Source organism: Halioxenophilus aromaticivorans (genome assembly GCF_042850945.1).
Classification (GTDB): Bacteria; Pseudomonadota; Gammaproteobacteria; order Pseudomonadales; family Cellvibrionaceae; genus Halioxenophilus; species Halioxenophilus aromaticivorans.
In genome coordinates, this window is the sequence record NZ_AP031496.1 from 627,826 (window position 1) to 642,318 (window position 14,493).

General features: G+C 53.8%; 12 protein-coding genes. 6 read left to right on the forward strand and 6 right to left on the reverse strand.

Annotated features, from left to right (window positions below; all coding sequences use genetic code 11):
- The first annotated feature begins 33 nt into the window (after window positions 1-33).
- Together ACGHM3_RS02900 and ACGHM3_RS02905 are read left to right on the forward strand one after the other, a co-directional pair.
- Entirely contained in the window at window positions 34-1,239 is a 1,206-nt protein-coding gene (locus ACGHM3_RS02900; RefSeq protein ID WP_345419756.1) for an alanine--glyoxylate aminotransferase family protein, read from the forward strand.
- 36 nt (window positions 1,240-1,275) lie between these two features.
- Window positions 1,276-2,880, forward strand: coding sequence for a S41 family peptidase (locus ACGHM3_RS02905; RefSeq protein ID WP_345419759.1), 1,605 nt, complete (start codon window positions 1,276-1,278; stop codon window positions 2,878-2,880).
- Between the two features lie 9 nt (window positions 2,881-2,889).
- On the opposite strand, the gene ACGHM3_RS02910 is transcribed toward ACGHM3_RS02905, so the two are convergent.
- The 4 genes from ACGHM3_RS02910 to ACGHM3_RS02925 are packed head-to-tail and all read right to left on the reverse strand — an operon-like array spanning window position 2,890 to window position 6,413.
- The gene (locus ACGHM3_RS02910; RefSeq protein WP_345419762.1) at window positions 2,890-4,236 is read right to left on the reverse strand and encodes an ATP-binding protein; all 1,347 of its coding nucleotides are present in this window, start codon (window positions 4,234-4,236) and stop codon (window positions 2,890-2,892) included.
- Window positions 4,230-4,940 (reverse strand): response regulator, encoded by a 711-nt coding sequence (locus ACGHM3_RS02915; protein WP_345419765.1) that lies wholly within the window; start codon window positions 4,938-4,940, stop codon window positions 4,230-4,232. The genes ACGHM3_RS02910 and ACGHM3_RS02915 overlap by 7 nt, the downstream gene beginning before the upstream one ends.
- The gene (locus tag ACGHM3_RS02920) at window positions 4,937-5,440 is read right to left on the reverse strand and encodes a DUF3019 domain-containing protein (RefSeq protein WP_345419768.1); all 504 of its coding nucleotides are present in this window, start codon (window positions 5,438-5,440) and stop codon (window positions 4,937-4,939) included. The genes ACGHM3_RS02915 and ACGHM3_RS02920 overlap by 4 nt, the downstream gene beginning before the upstream one ends.
- Before the next feature lie 10 nt (window positions 5,441-5,450).
- Window positions 5,451-6,413, reverse strand: a complete 963-nt coding sequence (locus ACGHM3_RS02925) for a MipA/OmpV family protein (RefSeq protein WP_345419771.1) — start codon at window positions 6,411-6,413, stop codon at window positions 5,451-5,453.
- A gap of 411 nt (window positions 6,414-6,824) precedes the next feature.
- Between ACGHM3_RS02925 and ACGHM3_RS02930 the strand changes: the two genes are divergently transcribed.
- Entirely contained in the window at window positions 6,825-8,801 is a 1,977-nt protein-coding gene (locus ACGHM3_RS02930; RefSeq protein WP_345419774.1) for a beta-propeller domain-containing protein, read from the forward strand.
- Window positions 8,802-8,951: 150 nt separating this feature from the next.
- On the opposite strand, the gene crp is transcribed toward ACGHM3_RS02930, so the two are convergent.
- The gene (crp, locus tag ACGHM3_RS02935; RefSeq protein ID WP_345419779.1) at window positions 8,952-9,587 is read right to left on the reverse strand and encodes a cAMP-activated global transcriptional regulator CRP; all 636 of its coding nucleotides are present in this window, start codon (window positions 9,585-9,587) and stop codon (window positions 8,952-8,954) included.
- Window positions 9,588-9,914: 327 nt separating this feature from the next.
- On the opposite strand from crp, the gene ACGHM3_RS02940 reads away from it, so the two are divergent.
- Window positions 9,915-10,337 carry an OsmC family protein gene (locus tag ACGHM3_RS02940; protein WP_345419782.1) on the forward strand — a complete coding sequence of 141 codons (423 nt, stop codon included), beginning with the start codon at window positions 9,915-9,917 and terminating at the stop codon, window positions 10,335-10,337.
- Between the two features lie 98 nt (window positions 10,338-10,435).
- Here ACGHM3_RS02940 and coq7 read toward each other — a convergent pair whose 3' ends face one another.
- On the reverse strand, window positions 10,436-11,080 hold the full coding sequence (gene coq7 / locus ACGHM3_RS02945; RefSeq protein WP_345419785.1) for a 2-polyprenyl-3-methyl-6-methoxy-1,4-benzoquinone monooxygenase: 645 nt from the start codon (window positions 11,078-11,080) through the stop codon (window positions 10,436-10,438).
- A 119-nt stretch (window positions 11,081-11,199) separates the two neighbouring features.
- Here coq7 and ACGHM3_RS02950 point away from each other — a divergent pair, with 119 nt between their 5' ends.
- Both ACGHM3_RS02950 and ACGHM3_RS02955 read left to right on the forward strand, forming a co-directional pair.
- Window positions 11,200-12,666 (forward strand): AAA family ATPase, encoded by a 1,467-nt coding sequence (locus ACGHM3_RS02950; protein ID WP_345419788.1) that lies wholly within the window; start codon window positions 11,200-11,202, stop codon window positions 12,664-12,666.
- Window positions 12,667-13,124: 458 nt separating this feature from the next.
- A complete protein-coding gene (locus ACGHM3_RS02955) occupies window positions 13,125-13,565 on the forward strand; it encodes a hypothetical protein (RefSeq protein WP_345419791.1) in 441 nt (146 codons plus the stop codon).
- Window positions 13,566-14,493 lie beyond the last annotated feature (928 nt).

A 14,493-nucleotide genomic window follows, 5' to 3' on the forward strand; every position in this document is an offset into this window, starting at 1 on the left:
GCCACCGCAGTAGGTGGCCGCGAGAGTAGCACTATGCCCGTTTCTTTGCCCCCCGTTAAACGCCTGCACGATATCCTACCGGAAGAGCCACTACTGATGATGGGCGCCGGCCCTGTGCCCATTCCTGCGCCCGTGGCTGCGGCCAATGGCATCGTGATCAATCACCTGGGCGACACCATGTCGCGGGTGCTTGAGCAGGTAAAAACCATGGGTCGATACATCTTCCAAACCGAAACGCCCTGGTTGATGGGGGTGGCAGGGCCCGGTTCGGCGGCCATGGAAATGGCAGTGATTAACCTGGTTTCCTCCGGTGACAGGGTGCTGTCGGTGTGTAATGGCTTTTTCTCTTCGCGTTTGTCAGAAATGGCCCATCGAGTCGGCGGCGAGGTGGAGCGTTTAACCGTGGCCGATGGCCACAGCGCCGACCCCGAACAAATTCGGGCCGCCATGCAGCGCTTTAAACCTCGGGTGATCACCCTGGTGCAAGGCGAGACCTCCAACACCACCTGCAACGTTCACCTACCAGAAATCGCCAAAATCGCCCGTGAACACGACTGCTTGGTGATAGTGGATGCAGTGTGCACCCTCAGTACCATGCCATTGCCCATGGACGAGTGGGGCATCGATGCCGTAATCACCGGCGGCCAGAAAGGGCTGTCTTGTATTCCGGGTATCTCTCTGGTGGCATTTTCCGAGCGGGCCTGGGAATGCATTAACAACCGGCCACAACCGGTGGCCCATTGGACCTTAGATGCGACCTTGGCCACAAACTTTTGGCACAAAGCGTCCTATCATTACACAGCGCCGGTGTCGGGGTTGTTGGCCCTGCACGAGGCCATGCGGTTGGTGTGTGACGAAACTCTAGAGGCGCGCTATCAGCGCCACCGCCAGTGTTCCAACGCCTTGCAAGGTGCTATAGAGACGCTAGGCTTAACCTTATACGTGCCCGAGGCGGCGCGGTTAAATTCGGTGGTGGGTATTGCGCTGCCCGAGTCGCTGACCTCGGCCCAGGTATGCCAGCACATTTCTCACCATTACCGGGTGGAAATCGCCGGCTCGTTTGGGCCGCCCATCGTCCGGATTGGGCAAATGGGCGAGCAGTGCCGGGCGCACAACTTGTTCCGTGGGCTGCACGCATTGGGCTCTACGTTTAAAGATTTAGGGGTAAAGGTGGATGTACCCGCAGCCATGGCAGAGCTGGAAAACCAATTGCAAAATCAACGGCAGCACTCGCTGTAAGGTAGCCGTTAAGGCGCCGGGCGAGGTGTCTTCATTATGGATAGAAGAGATTACAACGTAATGCGAAAAAAGGGATTTTTATGCGCGCTTGCCGGTGCCACAACGGTATTGTTAACGGCTTGCGGTGGCGTCGGAGGTGGCGGCAGTAACAACGCCAGTACCTCGGATCCACTGGCTTGGGAGCCGGGCGTGTTCAACGACCCGGCCACCTATAAATCTTATTGTGAAAATCCGCGCAGCGGCGCCAGCGCGGTCACCGGTGAAGTGTTCGATGACCGCGTGGGCTCAACCCTGGAAGAAAATCACTGGCTGCGCGCTTGGATAAACGACAGCTATCTCTGGTACGACGAGGTGCCCGACCTCAACCCTGATAATTACGCCACCCTGGATTACTTCGCCCTGTTAAAAACCGACGCCACCACGGCCTCGGGTAAAGAGAAGGACGAATACCACTTCACCTACAACACCGCCGATTGGGAAGCGCGTTCCCAAACCGGCGTGAGTGTGGGTTACGGCATTGATTTTGTGTTGCAATCCAGCGCGGTACCGCGGGAAATCGTGGTGGCCTTAATAGAGCCCGGCAGTGACGCAGACATCGCCGGTGCTGTGCGCGGCGACCGCGTGCTGACCATTGATGGCTACGACGTTGACACCGACAGCCAAGCGGGGATTGACGCACTAAACCAGGGGTTGTACCCGGACAGCGACGGCGAGCAACATCTGTTTGAGCTGCAGCAAACCGATGGCACGGTAAAAACACTGGCGTTAGTGGCCGGCCCCGTGGCTAAAACCTCGGTGCGTGATCTGCAAATTATCGATACCACCACCGGGCCTGTGGGATACATGCTGTTTACCACCCACAATTCGCCCGCAGAGCGGCTGTTGGTGCAGGCCTATGAACAGCTGGCGGCGGAGAACGTCACCGATTTGATTTTAGACCTACGCTACAACGGCGGTGGTTATCTGGCCATTGCTTCCCAGGTTGCTTATATGACTGCCGGCGCAGGGCAAACCAGTAACCAGGTATTTGAACACCTGGAATTTAACGATAAATATCCCAACTCCAACCCAGTCACCGGCGGCGCCAACGATCCCATCCCGTTTTTTGATGAAACCCTGGGCTTCTCGTTAAGTGAAGGCCAGTCTTTGCCAAGCTTAAACCTGCCCCGAGTGTTTGTGCTCACCACCAGTAACACCTGCTCGGCCAGCGAATCCATTATTAATGGCTTGCGTGGTGTGGGCGTTGAAGTGATACAAATTGGCGGCGCAACCTGCGGCAAACCCTACGGCTTTTACTCCACCGATAATTGCGGCACTACCTATTTCAGTGTGCAATTTCAATCGGTAAATGCCCTGGGTTTTGGCGATTACGCCGATGGCTTTGCCTCAGAGCAAGAAGACGCTCCGGGTGCTGTCAGTTTGCCGGGCTGTATTATGGCCGACGACTACGACCATGCCTTGGGGGATTTAGACGAGGCCATGCTGGCCACGGCTCTGGGGTATCGACAGGATGGCTCTTGCCCGCTAAATATTTATGCAACAGGCCAACTAGCCAAACCCGAACAGCGCACCAGTGTCAAAGCGCCCATGGTGCGTGGCCCCTGGGAAAGTAACCGTATTATGGAGTTGCCCCGACAGTGAAATTAACCGTTAGGCACTATAACTTACTTTGATGGAGACCAAAGCGCCGCCCAGGGCGGCGCTACCCACCCGCAGGTGGCCGCCATGCAACTGGGCGATTCTATCCACCAAAGCCAAACCCAAACCGAAGCCTTTTTTGTTGTTATGGTCGGCTTGGTAAAACGGTTTTACCACTTGGTTTTGTTGCGCTTCGGCGATGCCGGGGCCATCGTCGGCCACGCTTAATTCAAATCCTTCCGCACTGTGATTCAGCGTAATTTCGATTTGGTTTTGCGCGTAGCGCTGGGCATTGGCAACCAGATTCGAAAGCGCCAGTTCTAGCCAGTAGGGGTCGGCCAAAATAGAGGTACTGTTGGCGGCGGCCGTTAATTCGGTGGTTAATTGCAACGGTTGGCAATGGCGCTGTTGTTTGTCGGCGTATGAGTGCAGCCAGTAGTTTGCCTCTAGGGTTTGCACTTCGATGGCCATGTCTGGGTGATCTAATTTTGCAAACTCCAACATGGCTTGGGTGAGTTGCTGTAGTTCGTTGATATCCTGATCGATACCGGCCAGCTCATTGCGTTGTTGCTGGCTGAGTTGTTCGTTAGAGCTCAATAACGCCAGACTGAATTTCACCCGTGACAACGGCGTACGCATTTCGTGGGACAGCACGTTACTCAAATCTTTTTGAGTTTCTATCAAATGGCGAATTTTCTCTGCCATGCTGGCGATGTTGTTGGCCAGTGGCTTTAAATTGGAGCTGTTTTTCAATTGCGGCAGTGGCGCGCGGTAGTCGTTTCTAAAATCGTTTACCGCATGAGAGATGCGATCCAAGTCTTTTAGCAGCGGCTGCAGCCATAAGCTCACCAAAATAAATAAAGAACCGTAAAAAATCCACGTAGGCCAGTCTGGCGGCAGGGCGGCTGGCTCCAGCGGGCCAAACTGCACCCAGTGTTGACCGTTGCGGCTGGGCCAATTTAAAAAGCGTTGGCCCTGGTCATTACTGGCCACACTGTAGGGTTGTATATCATTGGCGGCTTGCTCACTGTGCACCGTTTGCGCTGGCAAAATTCGCAGCGTGTAGCGGCCTAGGATGTGTTCTTGAGGGGGGGTGGTTTTATTTGCGGTTTTGTTTTGGTCGTTGCCGTCATTGTTATTTATTGGCTCGTTGATGTGGGCTTCTGCCACGGTGTTGGCAAGCTGGTACAGAGCATCGTAGGTGCGTTGGGACTCTTGGGTTTTAACCCACGGGTAAAACACCAAATCTAAAACCAGCGCCACGGCGGCAATGCCAAAAATAATGGCGAAATAATAGCGCAGCAGCAGCCGGTTGTTGGCTGAGGCTCGGCGCAGGGCCGCTAACCAGTTTTTTACCATGCGTCGCGCGGCAGCAGGTAGCCTTTGCCCCAAACGGTTTTGATTTTTTCTGGCGCGGTTGGGTTGTCATCAAAGGCTTTGCGCAGGCGAGAAATATACACATCCACGGTGCGATCTTGGCCGTCGTATTCAATGCCGCGTATTTGTTTGAGTAAATCATCTCGGCTCATGATGCAGTCGGCGTTGATCACCAAAAACATCAGCAGATCGTACTCTTGGGAGCTCAGTGTGACGGGGTTTTCTTGGTACCACACATCGCGGGAAAACCGATTGATCCGCAAGCCGCCCAAGCAAATATCCCGGGGCGCGGTTTCTGGGTTGAGGTCGGCGGGCTCATGGCGGCGCAATAAATTGCGTATGCGGGCCAGCAATACCATGGGTTCAGCGGGCTTGCACAGGTAATCGTCGGCGCCGGTTTCCAGGCCCACCACCTCATCCATATGCGTATTGCGCGCGGTCAATAAAATAATGGGTACGTTGGCGGTTTGTTTTAATTGCTTGCACAGGGTTAGGCCATCGGTGCCCGGCAGCATGATATCCAATAGAATTAAATCCGGCCGGCAGCGGTGAAAAGTCGCCAGGGCGTTGTCGCCATGGTGTTCTACCACCACATGGTAATTGTGCTGCTGTAAATAACGCTGGGTAAGTTCCGCCAAGCGCTGGTCGTCTTCAATCAGCAATAGGTTGGTGGGTGCTGTGCTCACATTAGGCTCCACACGTGCTTGCGGCGGCGGTTGCGTCGGCGATCTTCGGTGTAGGTAGACAACACTTCCACGGCGGCCTCGGCCAAGGGGCGGGCTTGGCCGTCTTCGGTGAGCCAAAATAACTCTTGGTCGTTTACGGTTAACGTACTTTGCCACTGGCCCTGGTCGTCTTGCTGCCAGCATTGCAGGGGTGTTTGCTGAGCTTTTTGTACCAGGCAATAGTTGCCTAAATTATCGGCGTGCCAAGCGAATTCCAGCGGCAGTTCGCAGGTTTTATCGGGCGAGTCGGTAATGCATAAGGTGGGTGTTAGGGTAAGCTCGTTGGCCAGGCTTACCTGTGCGAGCACAACACTGAGCAGCGCCAGGATTAACGCTCGTGGGCGGGCAGGGTTACGGACACAAACACAGGCACAGTTACGGGCACATTCATAGGCACTGGGGGCAAACACAAACAGGCGCATCCGGTAGCTCTTGGGTGGCGAGTGGTACGGCAAAGCCATTACAAAACCATTAAAACGTGTACTTTACACCGGCATAGGCAGTTGTGATGTGGTCGTCAGTCACAAACGGGCTATCGGCAATGGCATCGCTCAGTGTCTCATACTCCAACACCAAGCCTAGGCTCATCGATTTGCTGAGATAGTACCGCAGTAGGGTGCTGGCGTGGAAATTTAGCCCGTCATCGGCGCTGTAACGGGCGTAACCGGCCACCGCCTCGCCGGGCAGAATGCCGTAATAGTAGTCGTTCAGCTGCTGGCTGCGGTAGCTGAGGCCCGCGCTGGCCGTCCAGGTAAAGCGTTGCCAGTGGCCGCTGCGGCCCAGGCTTAGGTTGGCCTCGTAGCCATCGTGCTTGTTGCTGATATCGTGTACCAGGCTGGCCTGGGCGAAGCCCCAGGGGCCGTCGGTGAGCACTTCAAAACCGGCTTCCAGGGCGTAATCGCGATCGGGGATATCGAACTCTGTGGTGCTACCGCTGCCGCCGTCGCTTGGGGTGCCGCCGGAGCCGTCTGAGTCTAAGCCGTCGTTGCCATCGGAATCCACGCCACCTTGCTGCAGGCCATCGCCGCCATCGGAGCCCAATTGATCACTGCCGGCGAAGCTCACCAGTAAACTGTTGGTGTTTTCAAAAAACAGCCGCTCGGTATTCACCCGGGCGATGGCGTTGAGGGTAAAGCGGTGGTTATCGACCAAGGTGAAGCCTACATCGCCATTATCAAAAAACCAACGCTCACCGTACCAAGAGAAATCCACCACGGCGATTAAATTGAGGTTGTCGGCATCCACCAACGGGTTACTGCGCTGGCCATAGCCTAGGGTAACCCCCAGCTGCCATGGGCGTTGATCTGCCCGCGCGGTGTCGTTGAGGGAGGCGGCATGGCCTAGGCTACTGACTAGCAGGCAGCAAGCTGCTAACAGCGGCGCCAAAGCTGGCCTAATTGGCGGCACCCTCGATGGGTGGCGGAGTTTTATCATGGGGTGTCTGCGTAGTTGTGTGCTTGCGCCGGGATTCAAATTGCCGTGTTAATTAACCGTTTCCTAAAGCTTAACCGCTTATCCGATTTGCGGTAGCCAGAATTTGTGAACAATTGTGAAATAAAATCCGCCTTTTATTGTTTGGGGTGCTGTGGCGCTCGGCTGGGGGCGGGGTTTAACTCCAAAAAATGCAGATTTTCGCGGGTGACTAATAGGCCCAAATAATAATCCTGTAGACGGCTTTTTTTAAACCTTTTAGCTATCCCGCGGGTATTTACAGGCGTTCACAATTTTAATCATTTCCATTACAGAAAATTCTTTGGGTGCCAGGGTATTCTGCCGCTCACCACAATAAAGCTGGTTGCTACCGGCTGCTGACATCCACTGCTCTAATCTTATAATGGTGAGCCCATGAGTTTATTTCCCAATGCGCACTGCAACCGCTCAGTGACCGTGAAAGCAACTGCAGTGATCGGTGTAATGGTTCTGATGACCGCCTGTGGTGGCTCAGGCGGAGGTAAAAGCGCCGAGCCGGTAGAGAAATCACCGAAAGTAAATCTAAAGCCTTCGGCATCGGGCCAAGAGCTGGAATCCTACCTAAAAGCCGGATTTGCTTCGCTCAATCAACTGAACTTGGTCAGTTACATGGATGACTCGGTGGCCGTCGAGGATGCAGGCGCAGATGCCAGTAGCACCAACACCCAGGTGGCCGGCGTGGACGAGGGCGATTTTTGGCAATACAACGGCCACCACTTTTATTATCGCAACCCCACCCAAACGGGTGTTGTTTCGGTGGTAAAGCCTGGCGATGACCCGGCCATTATTGGCGACATCGACCTGGGCTTTAACATCAGCGAGCTGTATGCCTCGGCCACCCACTTGGTGGCACTCAGCCCGGTTAGTTACCCCAGCTACTGGGGTATGCCCACGGGGTATGATGGTAGTAACCAAGGCGAGCTGGCGGTGTGGGATATAAGCCAAGTAAATGCCTCCACCGATAGCGCAGAGGCGGTGTTATCGGTGCAGTTGCAAGGCGATATGGTCAGCTCACGCAAAGTGGGTGACGAGCTGTATCTGGTCACCCGCCATACGGCTTACCTCAAGGATTGGATAGACTACCCTCAATCCGACGCAGACATTGCGGCCAACCAACGTTTGTTAGACGCCGCCAGCCTAGACGATTTTCTGCCCACGATAACCGTCAATGGCCAAGGCCAAAGCTTGCTTCAAGAGGCGGGATGTTATCTGGTGCAGGACGAAGCCAACGGCTATCCCACGCTGACCTCCCTCACTCGCATTAATACTCTCACCGGAGAGTTCACCAATAATTGTGTGGCAGGCCCGGTGGACGGGTTATACATGAGCCAAAACAGCGCTTATTTATTTAGCTCCGCTACGGATTTTTCTGACTTTATTGATAGCTCGGTGGTGGATGAATTTGGTGAGCCCACCGAGCAGACCCACATTCATAAATTTGCTCTGAACGCAGACTTGGATTATCTGGCCTCCAACGTGGTGGCCGGTTACGCATCGTGTAACGAAGCGCGCTATTGCTTTGGCGAATTGGACGATGGCTCTTTGGCGGTGGTAACCACCTACGGTTGGTGGCAGGACATTGAGCACCACCTAGCGATTTTAAACCCTGGGGATTTAGCGGTGCAGGCCAGGCTGCCCAATGAGTCTGCCCCGGTGGCCATAGGTAAACCCGGTGAGAGATTGTACGCCGCCAGAATTCTAGGCAACCGCGCCTATTTGGTCACCTTCAAAACCATAGATCCACTCTACGTGCTGGATTTATCCAACATCGCCAGCCCGGTGATGATGGGTGAGTTAGAAATTCCCGGTTTTAGCGATTACCTACACCCGATTAACGATTCACTGCTATTGGGCATAGGCAAGGACGTCGCCACCGACGAATTTGGCAATGCCTTAGAGCAGGGGGTGAAGGTGGATTTGTTCGATGTATCCAATATGTCGCAGCCCGCTCAGTTGGCCAGTTTTAGCCTAGGTAAGCGCGGCTCCAGTACGGAAGTTTCCTGGGACAGCCACGCTTTTACGTCGCATTGGCAGGGCAATCAGTTCCGCTTTGTCATTCCTGTGGACATAAGTGAGGTGAGCATCAACGACAGTGACCAAAGCCAAGATCCGTCTTACCACCACCCTCATTCCTACACTGGCTTCCAGGCGTTCGAGGTAGACATCGCGCCCGGCACCAACGCCAATATTTACGCGCTGCCCGCCAGCAAAATCCCTGGCGACTATTCGTCCAATCAATGGGTGATGGGATCAAGGGCCACGATAATCGGTGATGACGTGTATTTATTTCAGCGCGGGAGAGTGTTTGTGACCCATTGGGAAAACATCGAAAGTCTCCAAACCGTGGACTAAGCACACCGGAAACCAATGGGGTAAATCAATGGGGTCAGAGCAGTTTGATAAATCAATGGGCTCAGAGCAGTTTGATCACCCACAAAAAAGGCCGCTAAACAGAGCGGCCTTTTCTACTAACATCGCGCGGAGACGGCGCAACCAAACGGTCTACCGGGTGCCAAACACCACCATGGTTTTGCCTTTCACCGATACCAAACCCTGATCTTCCAGGGTTTTCAGTACACGGCCAACCATCTCACGGGAGCAGCCCACAATACGGCCGATCTCTTGGCGGGTGATTTTGATTTGCATGCCATCTGGGTGGGTCATGGCGTCTGGCTCGTTGCACAGGTCGAGCAGAGTGCGTGCTACGCGGCCGGTAACGTCCAGAAAAGCTAGGTCGCCTACTTTGCGAGTGGTGTTGCGCAGGCGCTTTGCCATTTGCTTGCCCAGGGCGTAAAGGAACTCTGGGTGGTCGCCTGTGATTTCGTGGAACTTGGCGTAGCTGATTTCGGCTACTTCACATTCGGTTTTGGCCCGTACCCAGGCGCTGCGCGAATCGTGTTCGTCAAATAAGCCCATTTCGCCGAAGAAGTCGCCGTCGTTTAAATAGGCGACAATCATTTCGTGGCCTTCGTCGTCCTCAATAACGACGGTGACCGAACCGGAAATGATGTAGTAAAGAGAGTCACTCTTATCGCCCGCGTATATCAGCGTACTTTTAGCTGGATAGCGGCGACGATGGCAGTGACTGAGAAATTGATCCACGTTGTCGATATGTGGTGTTAACGATACGGCTACCAAACTTGATCCCCCTGGCATTGTGGCCTTACTTTCTACCTCGACCGCAGGCCAATGACTGTGCGCACGCAAATGTGCTTCAGTTCACAGTCTAGCTGCTAAACTCGATAATTGTTATTCGGGCAGAAGATTATGGCTTTCTTAGTGCTATGGCCAGCGCTAGCCGCCGTTTTTGTATCACAAGGCGTCAAAAATGTGATGTGCGTACCGGCGAGTGTCGGCTTGTGGCCATGTTGGTAAAGCGGGTTGTACAGTCGGCCAACTCTACGGTTTGTGATAATCTGTGCGACCCGTTAAAAGGGCTTAAGTTTCAATTCCTGGAGTAAAAAAATGCAAGCAACCGTGAAGTGGGTGGATGGTGTCCAGTTTCTGGCTGAATCCGGCAGTGGCCACAGTGTCGTAATCGATGGCCCGGAAGATCACGGCGGCCGCAATATGGGGGTGCGCCCTATGGAAATGCTGCTACTCGGGGTTGGCGGTTGCGCAACTTTTGACGTACTCACCATCTTAAAAAAATCTCGCCAAGCGGTAGTGGATTGCCGCTGTGAGTTACAGGCCGAGCGAGCTGATGCTGTGCCTGCGGTATTCACCAAAATACACCTAAAGTTTGTTGTAACTGGGCAAAAACTGAAAGAGGCGCAAGTGGCGCGAGCGGTTGAATTGTCCGCCACCAAGTATTGCTCGGCTTCCATCATGATGACTGGCGCCGGCGTGGAAGTGAGCCACAGCTATGAGGTGATTGAGCAGGTGTAATCGGCCTGCCCCGTTAAGCCGGTTAAGAGAAACAGAACCGGCTGGTGCCAGCGTTCCCGGTAAAGGCTCAGGCTACAGGCTCTGACAAAAGGTTCCGACTAAAGATAAAAGCTGGTTTTGGTCATCACGTTACTCACCAGCGTCATGACCTTTTTCACCGGTTTGGGAAAGTCGGTGCCCCCAGAGGCCAGGGCATGGTCGGCGTGGAGTTGCTCGTCGGCCAGCATTTGCTGCACAATTTCGCGGCTTTTGGCATCGGTTTCCGGCAGTTTATCCAGGTGGCTGCGCAGATGCTGGCAAACTTGATCTTCCGTGGCCGCCACAAACCCCAGGGAGAGTTTATCGCTGACCAAACCCGCACCTGCCCCCAGTGCAAACGACATTCCGTACCATACCGGGTTAAGTAAGCTAGTGCGGCTGTCCAGCTCCGTGAGGCGTTGCTCGCACCAGGCCAGGTGATCCAGTTCTTCCAGCGCAGCGTTTTCCATATCTTCTCGTACTTCCGGCAATTTGGCCGTGACGGCCTGGCCCTGGTACAAACCTTGGGCGCACACTTCGCCACAATGATTTACCCGCATCAACCCCGCAGCCTTGCGGCGCTCGGCCTCGGACAGCTCGGCTTCGCTTACCTTAGCGCCGGGCGAGGCTTTGAACACCGGTTTGTTGCCGGGGGTAAGGGTACGCAGGGCACGGTCGGCCTGGCCCAGCGCATGGTCTAATAGAGATAAATTGCGAAAGCTCATAGTAGGTTCCTACAGGTGATGCTGCCTATGCTACGGCAAGTTACGCAGTGGGTTCAAATGTTGGATTGAGCCAAGGCTGGGACTATAGTGAGGAGATAATTCAGAAAGGAACTGGGTAAATGGATGATTTGCTGGTTGCGCTAACGGCTAAGGTGCCGCTGGTGGTGATCGAAACCGACGACGAGAAACGCGCCTGCGAGCAACTGCTGGACTGTGCTCAGGGCCTCAATAAACCCTGCTATCAATGGACGGTGAGCGAGGGTGTTAAAACCCTTAGTAAGGGCCTGCGATTGATTGAGCAGGGCCAGCATTGCGAACCCGAAGCCGTGTTACGGCACATAAAAGAGACCGCCACGGCCGGCGTGTATGTGCTGTGCGATTACCACCCCTATTTAAGCGATAACCCGTTGCTGGTGCGCCTGCTAAAAGATATCGCGCTCAACCAAGATGTTATCGACCATGTGGTGGTGTTGGTATCCCATGAGTTGCCAGTGCCGCCGGAATTACGTGGCCAGAGCTTGCGGGTGAGATTGCAGTTGCCCAGCGAGCGAGAAATCAGTGCCATTGTGGGGGAAGAGGCGCGCCGTTGGGCGGAGCTGCGCGGCGGCAAGGCCAGCAGCGATCGCCAGGCGCTACAGCAATTGGTGCGCACCGTGCGCGGCCTCGGCCATCAGGATGTGCGCCGTTTGGTACGCACGGCCATTTTTGACGACGGCGTTATCGACCACTCCGACATTCCCGCGGTGAACAAAGCCAAATTTGAACTCATGGATATGGAGGGCGTACTCAGTTTTGAGTTTGCTGTGCAGCCTATGGATGAAGTGGGTGGATTGGAGAATTTAAAGGCTTGGTTGGCCCAGCGCCAAGCGGTGTTTACCCACCACCAAACTAGCGATGATCTGCCCAAAGGAGTGATGCTGGTTGGCGTGCAGGGCGCGGGTAAAAGTTTGGCCGCCAAGGCCGTGGCAAGCTTGTGGCACTTGCCGTTACTGCGTTTGGATTTTGCGGCTTTGTACAACAAGTTTTTTGGTGAAACCGAGCGCAATTTGCGGCAATCCTTAGCCCAGGCGGAATTGATGTCGCCCTGCGTTTTATGGATCGATGAAATTGAAAAAGGCCTCGCCACCGGCGACAGCGATAACGGCACCTCCAAAAGGGTGCTCGGAACCTTGCTCACGTGGATGGCGGAGCGTAAAGAGCGCGTGTTTATGGTGGCCACCAGCAACGATATATCTCGCCTGCCGCCAGAATTAATGCGAAAAGGGCGCTTTGATGAAATCTTTTTTGTCGACCTACCCGGCGAAGACGCGCGCCGAACCATTTTCACCATTCATTTAAATCGCCGAAAAATCAGCGCCATCGATTTTGATTTGGAACTGTTGGTGGAAGCCAGCGATGGCTTTAGCGGTGCTGAGATTGAACAGGCTGTGGTTTCTGCTGCGTTTGCCGCCCGAGCCCAGGAAGTGCCGCTCAACGATCAGCTTTTATTGGCGCAGGTGCATCAAACCCGGCCACTGTCCGTGGTGATGGCCGAACAAGTAACCGCGTTGCGTGGTTGGGCCGACGGCCGCACGGTGATGGCTTAAGCACGAAATGCGCTGGATTTAAGTGGCCTAGTCTTTTCGGCTAGTGCCTTTACTGTGCTACGAGCGTAACCTGTTGCGCTAACTCTGTCTTGGTTCCAACCACTTTGCGCGCAAGTATTGGCTCACTTTGTCACACTGGCGCAAAACGGTAATATCAGCCAGCAACGGAGTGCAAAATGGTTCAGCCTTAAACCTTTTCAACCCCATCTCGATTAAATCCATCACCCACGCTCAGTGTTTCTTCCTCTCCTATCCTCGTTCATAGGGTTCAGCCTACAGAGACGTTGTCGTAAATCGTTGCGAATTTTTATGATGCTCCCTACGGAATATCGGACTATTAAAAAGCGCTCACCCTAATTCAATATGTCAACCCGGAAATTACCGACCCAAATCGAATTTACCCAGGGCAGCTAATTCGCTTGTACGATTTAGCCCAAGGGGAGTTGGCCTACTGCCCTGTGGAAGAAGCAAACGCATGGAGTTTGGCCGCGTGGCGATATTCAGATAAGCGCTCCGAAATCGATTCTTGGCTGGATAATCACGCGTTAATGTTGCCCACATTGGAAGCCTACCAACATCACATGACAAAAGATGCCGCAGAGCAAGAAGCCTTTTCTCTGCTGGCATGGGGGCACCAAAACTATGGCTTGTTGAGTGTCGTTGGCGTGACAGGGTTTAATACTTTTGATGGAATATTGAGCTTGGCCAACCGTGCTTTCATCGCTGAAGTTAACGAAGCGTGGTCACAATACCAAGCCGGTCATATCAATAAAAACCAGTATGACTACGGGCGTAAGAAGGCTTTGGAAGCCTTTGCGAGACAGGTAGGGCCATTTGAAAAGCTCCTTTTTAGGGGGGGAACTACGAAAGAAGCTATTCGCATTACTAGGGCCTGTTGACACTAATTCGGAGCCTCTGTTGAGTCAGGAAATAGTCCAATCTAGGCGCGAACCGCGAAGTTTGGTGGGCCCAAATAAGCGGTGAGCAACAACGAGTGGGCTATTTCCTGGCTCAACCCGTAGGGCTGGAGCCAGCTTCCCGCTCAACGTTGTTGCCAATCGCTCATGTAGGCCCACTACATTTCACGCTTGGCGCCTAGTTGAACGGGAAGCTGTCCGGGGCGCGTAGCCTCCAGCAGTGGTGCCAAATTAGTGTCAACAGGCCCTAGGCAAAAAGCTGTGCCGGCCACGCAGAAAATAGATGCGCAGCTTGGTCGTTTGTCGCGTTTGGCTAAGTTGTCAAAAAATGGCGGCATACTGTTAAGTGCGGCTGGTGTTGCGGTGGGTTGCCGTTAAATTGCTCATACCGAAGATAGGCAAAAGAAGAACGAGTTTTTTGTCGAGACAGTGGGTGGAACAGCCGTTGGCGTAGCGGCTAGTGTTGGTTTGGGGATATTATTTGCTGCTACACCGGTGGGTTGGGTTACCGCTTGGTGGCGCTGCCGCATACGGTAGTTACAAAGCGGGTGAAGGATTGTCTGGTTTATATAACGCACATGGCAACGAGGTCGATTTGGTAAGAATGTCAGGAACCGATCGCATATGCCGGTAACAGCGCATTTGGTTTTTCTTTTTATATTCTGGCTGGCTTTTATTGGAACTAGATGGATTCCAATCGCGTGGCTATTGCTAAGTGCCTTTACGCCAAAATCATTACTGGGTAGGTATTTTAAGGAGCCTCATTTTACACTGGCCGAAACCTATATCATGCGTGAGTTTCCCGGTAGTTTGATTAGAACCACCATTTGGGGATGGCTGTTAGTAATACCTAAGGTGGACCGAAAAAGAAACATCAAAGATGTGCGATCTTACATCCCTCTGTGGTATG

Bases quoted from the DNA above. Each gene is read 5' to 3' on its own strand.
- ACGHM3_RS02900 (WP_345419756.1), top strand. From the start codon at position 34: ATGCCCGTTTCTTTGCCCCCCGTTAAACGCCTGCACGATATCCTACCG.
- ACGHM3_RS02905 (WP_345419759.1), top strand. From the start codon at position 1,276: ATGGATAGAAGAGATTACAACGTAATGCGAAAAAAGGGATTTTTATGC.
- ACGHM3_RS02910 (WP_345419762.1), bottom strand. From the start codon at position 4,236: ATGGTAAAAAACTGGTTAGCGGCCCTGCGCCGAGCCTCAGCCAACAAC.
- ACGHM3_RS02920 (WP_345419768.1), bottom strand. From the start codon at position 5,440: ATGGCTTTGCCGTACCACTCGCCACCCAAGAGCTACCGGATGCGCCTG.
- ACGHM3_RS02925 (WP_345419771.1), bottom strand. From the start codon at position 6,413: ATGATAAAACTCCGCCACCCATCGAGGGTGCCGCCAATTAGGCCAGCT.
- ACGHM3_RS02930 (WP_345419774.1), top strand. From the start codon at position 6,825: ATGAGTTTATTTCCCAATGCGCACTGCAACCGCTCAGTGACCGTGAAA.
- ACGHM3_RS02940 (WP_345419782.1), top strand. From the start codon at position 9,915: ATGCAAGCAACCGTGAAGTGGGTGGATGGTGTCCAGTTTCTGGCTGAA.
- coq7 (WP_345419785.1), bottom strand. From the start codon at position 11,080: ATGAGCTTTCGCAATTTATCTCTATTAGACCATGCGCTGGGCCAGGCC.
- ACGHM3_RS02950 (WP_345419788.1), top strand. From the start codon at position 11,200: ATGGATGATTTGCTGGTTGCGCTAACGGCTAAGGTGCCGCTGGTGGTG.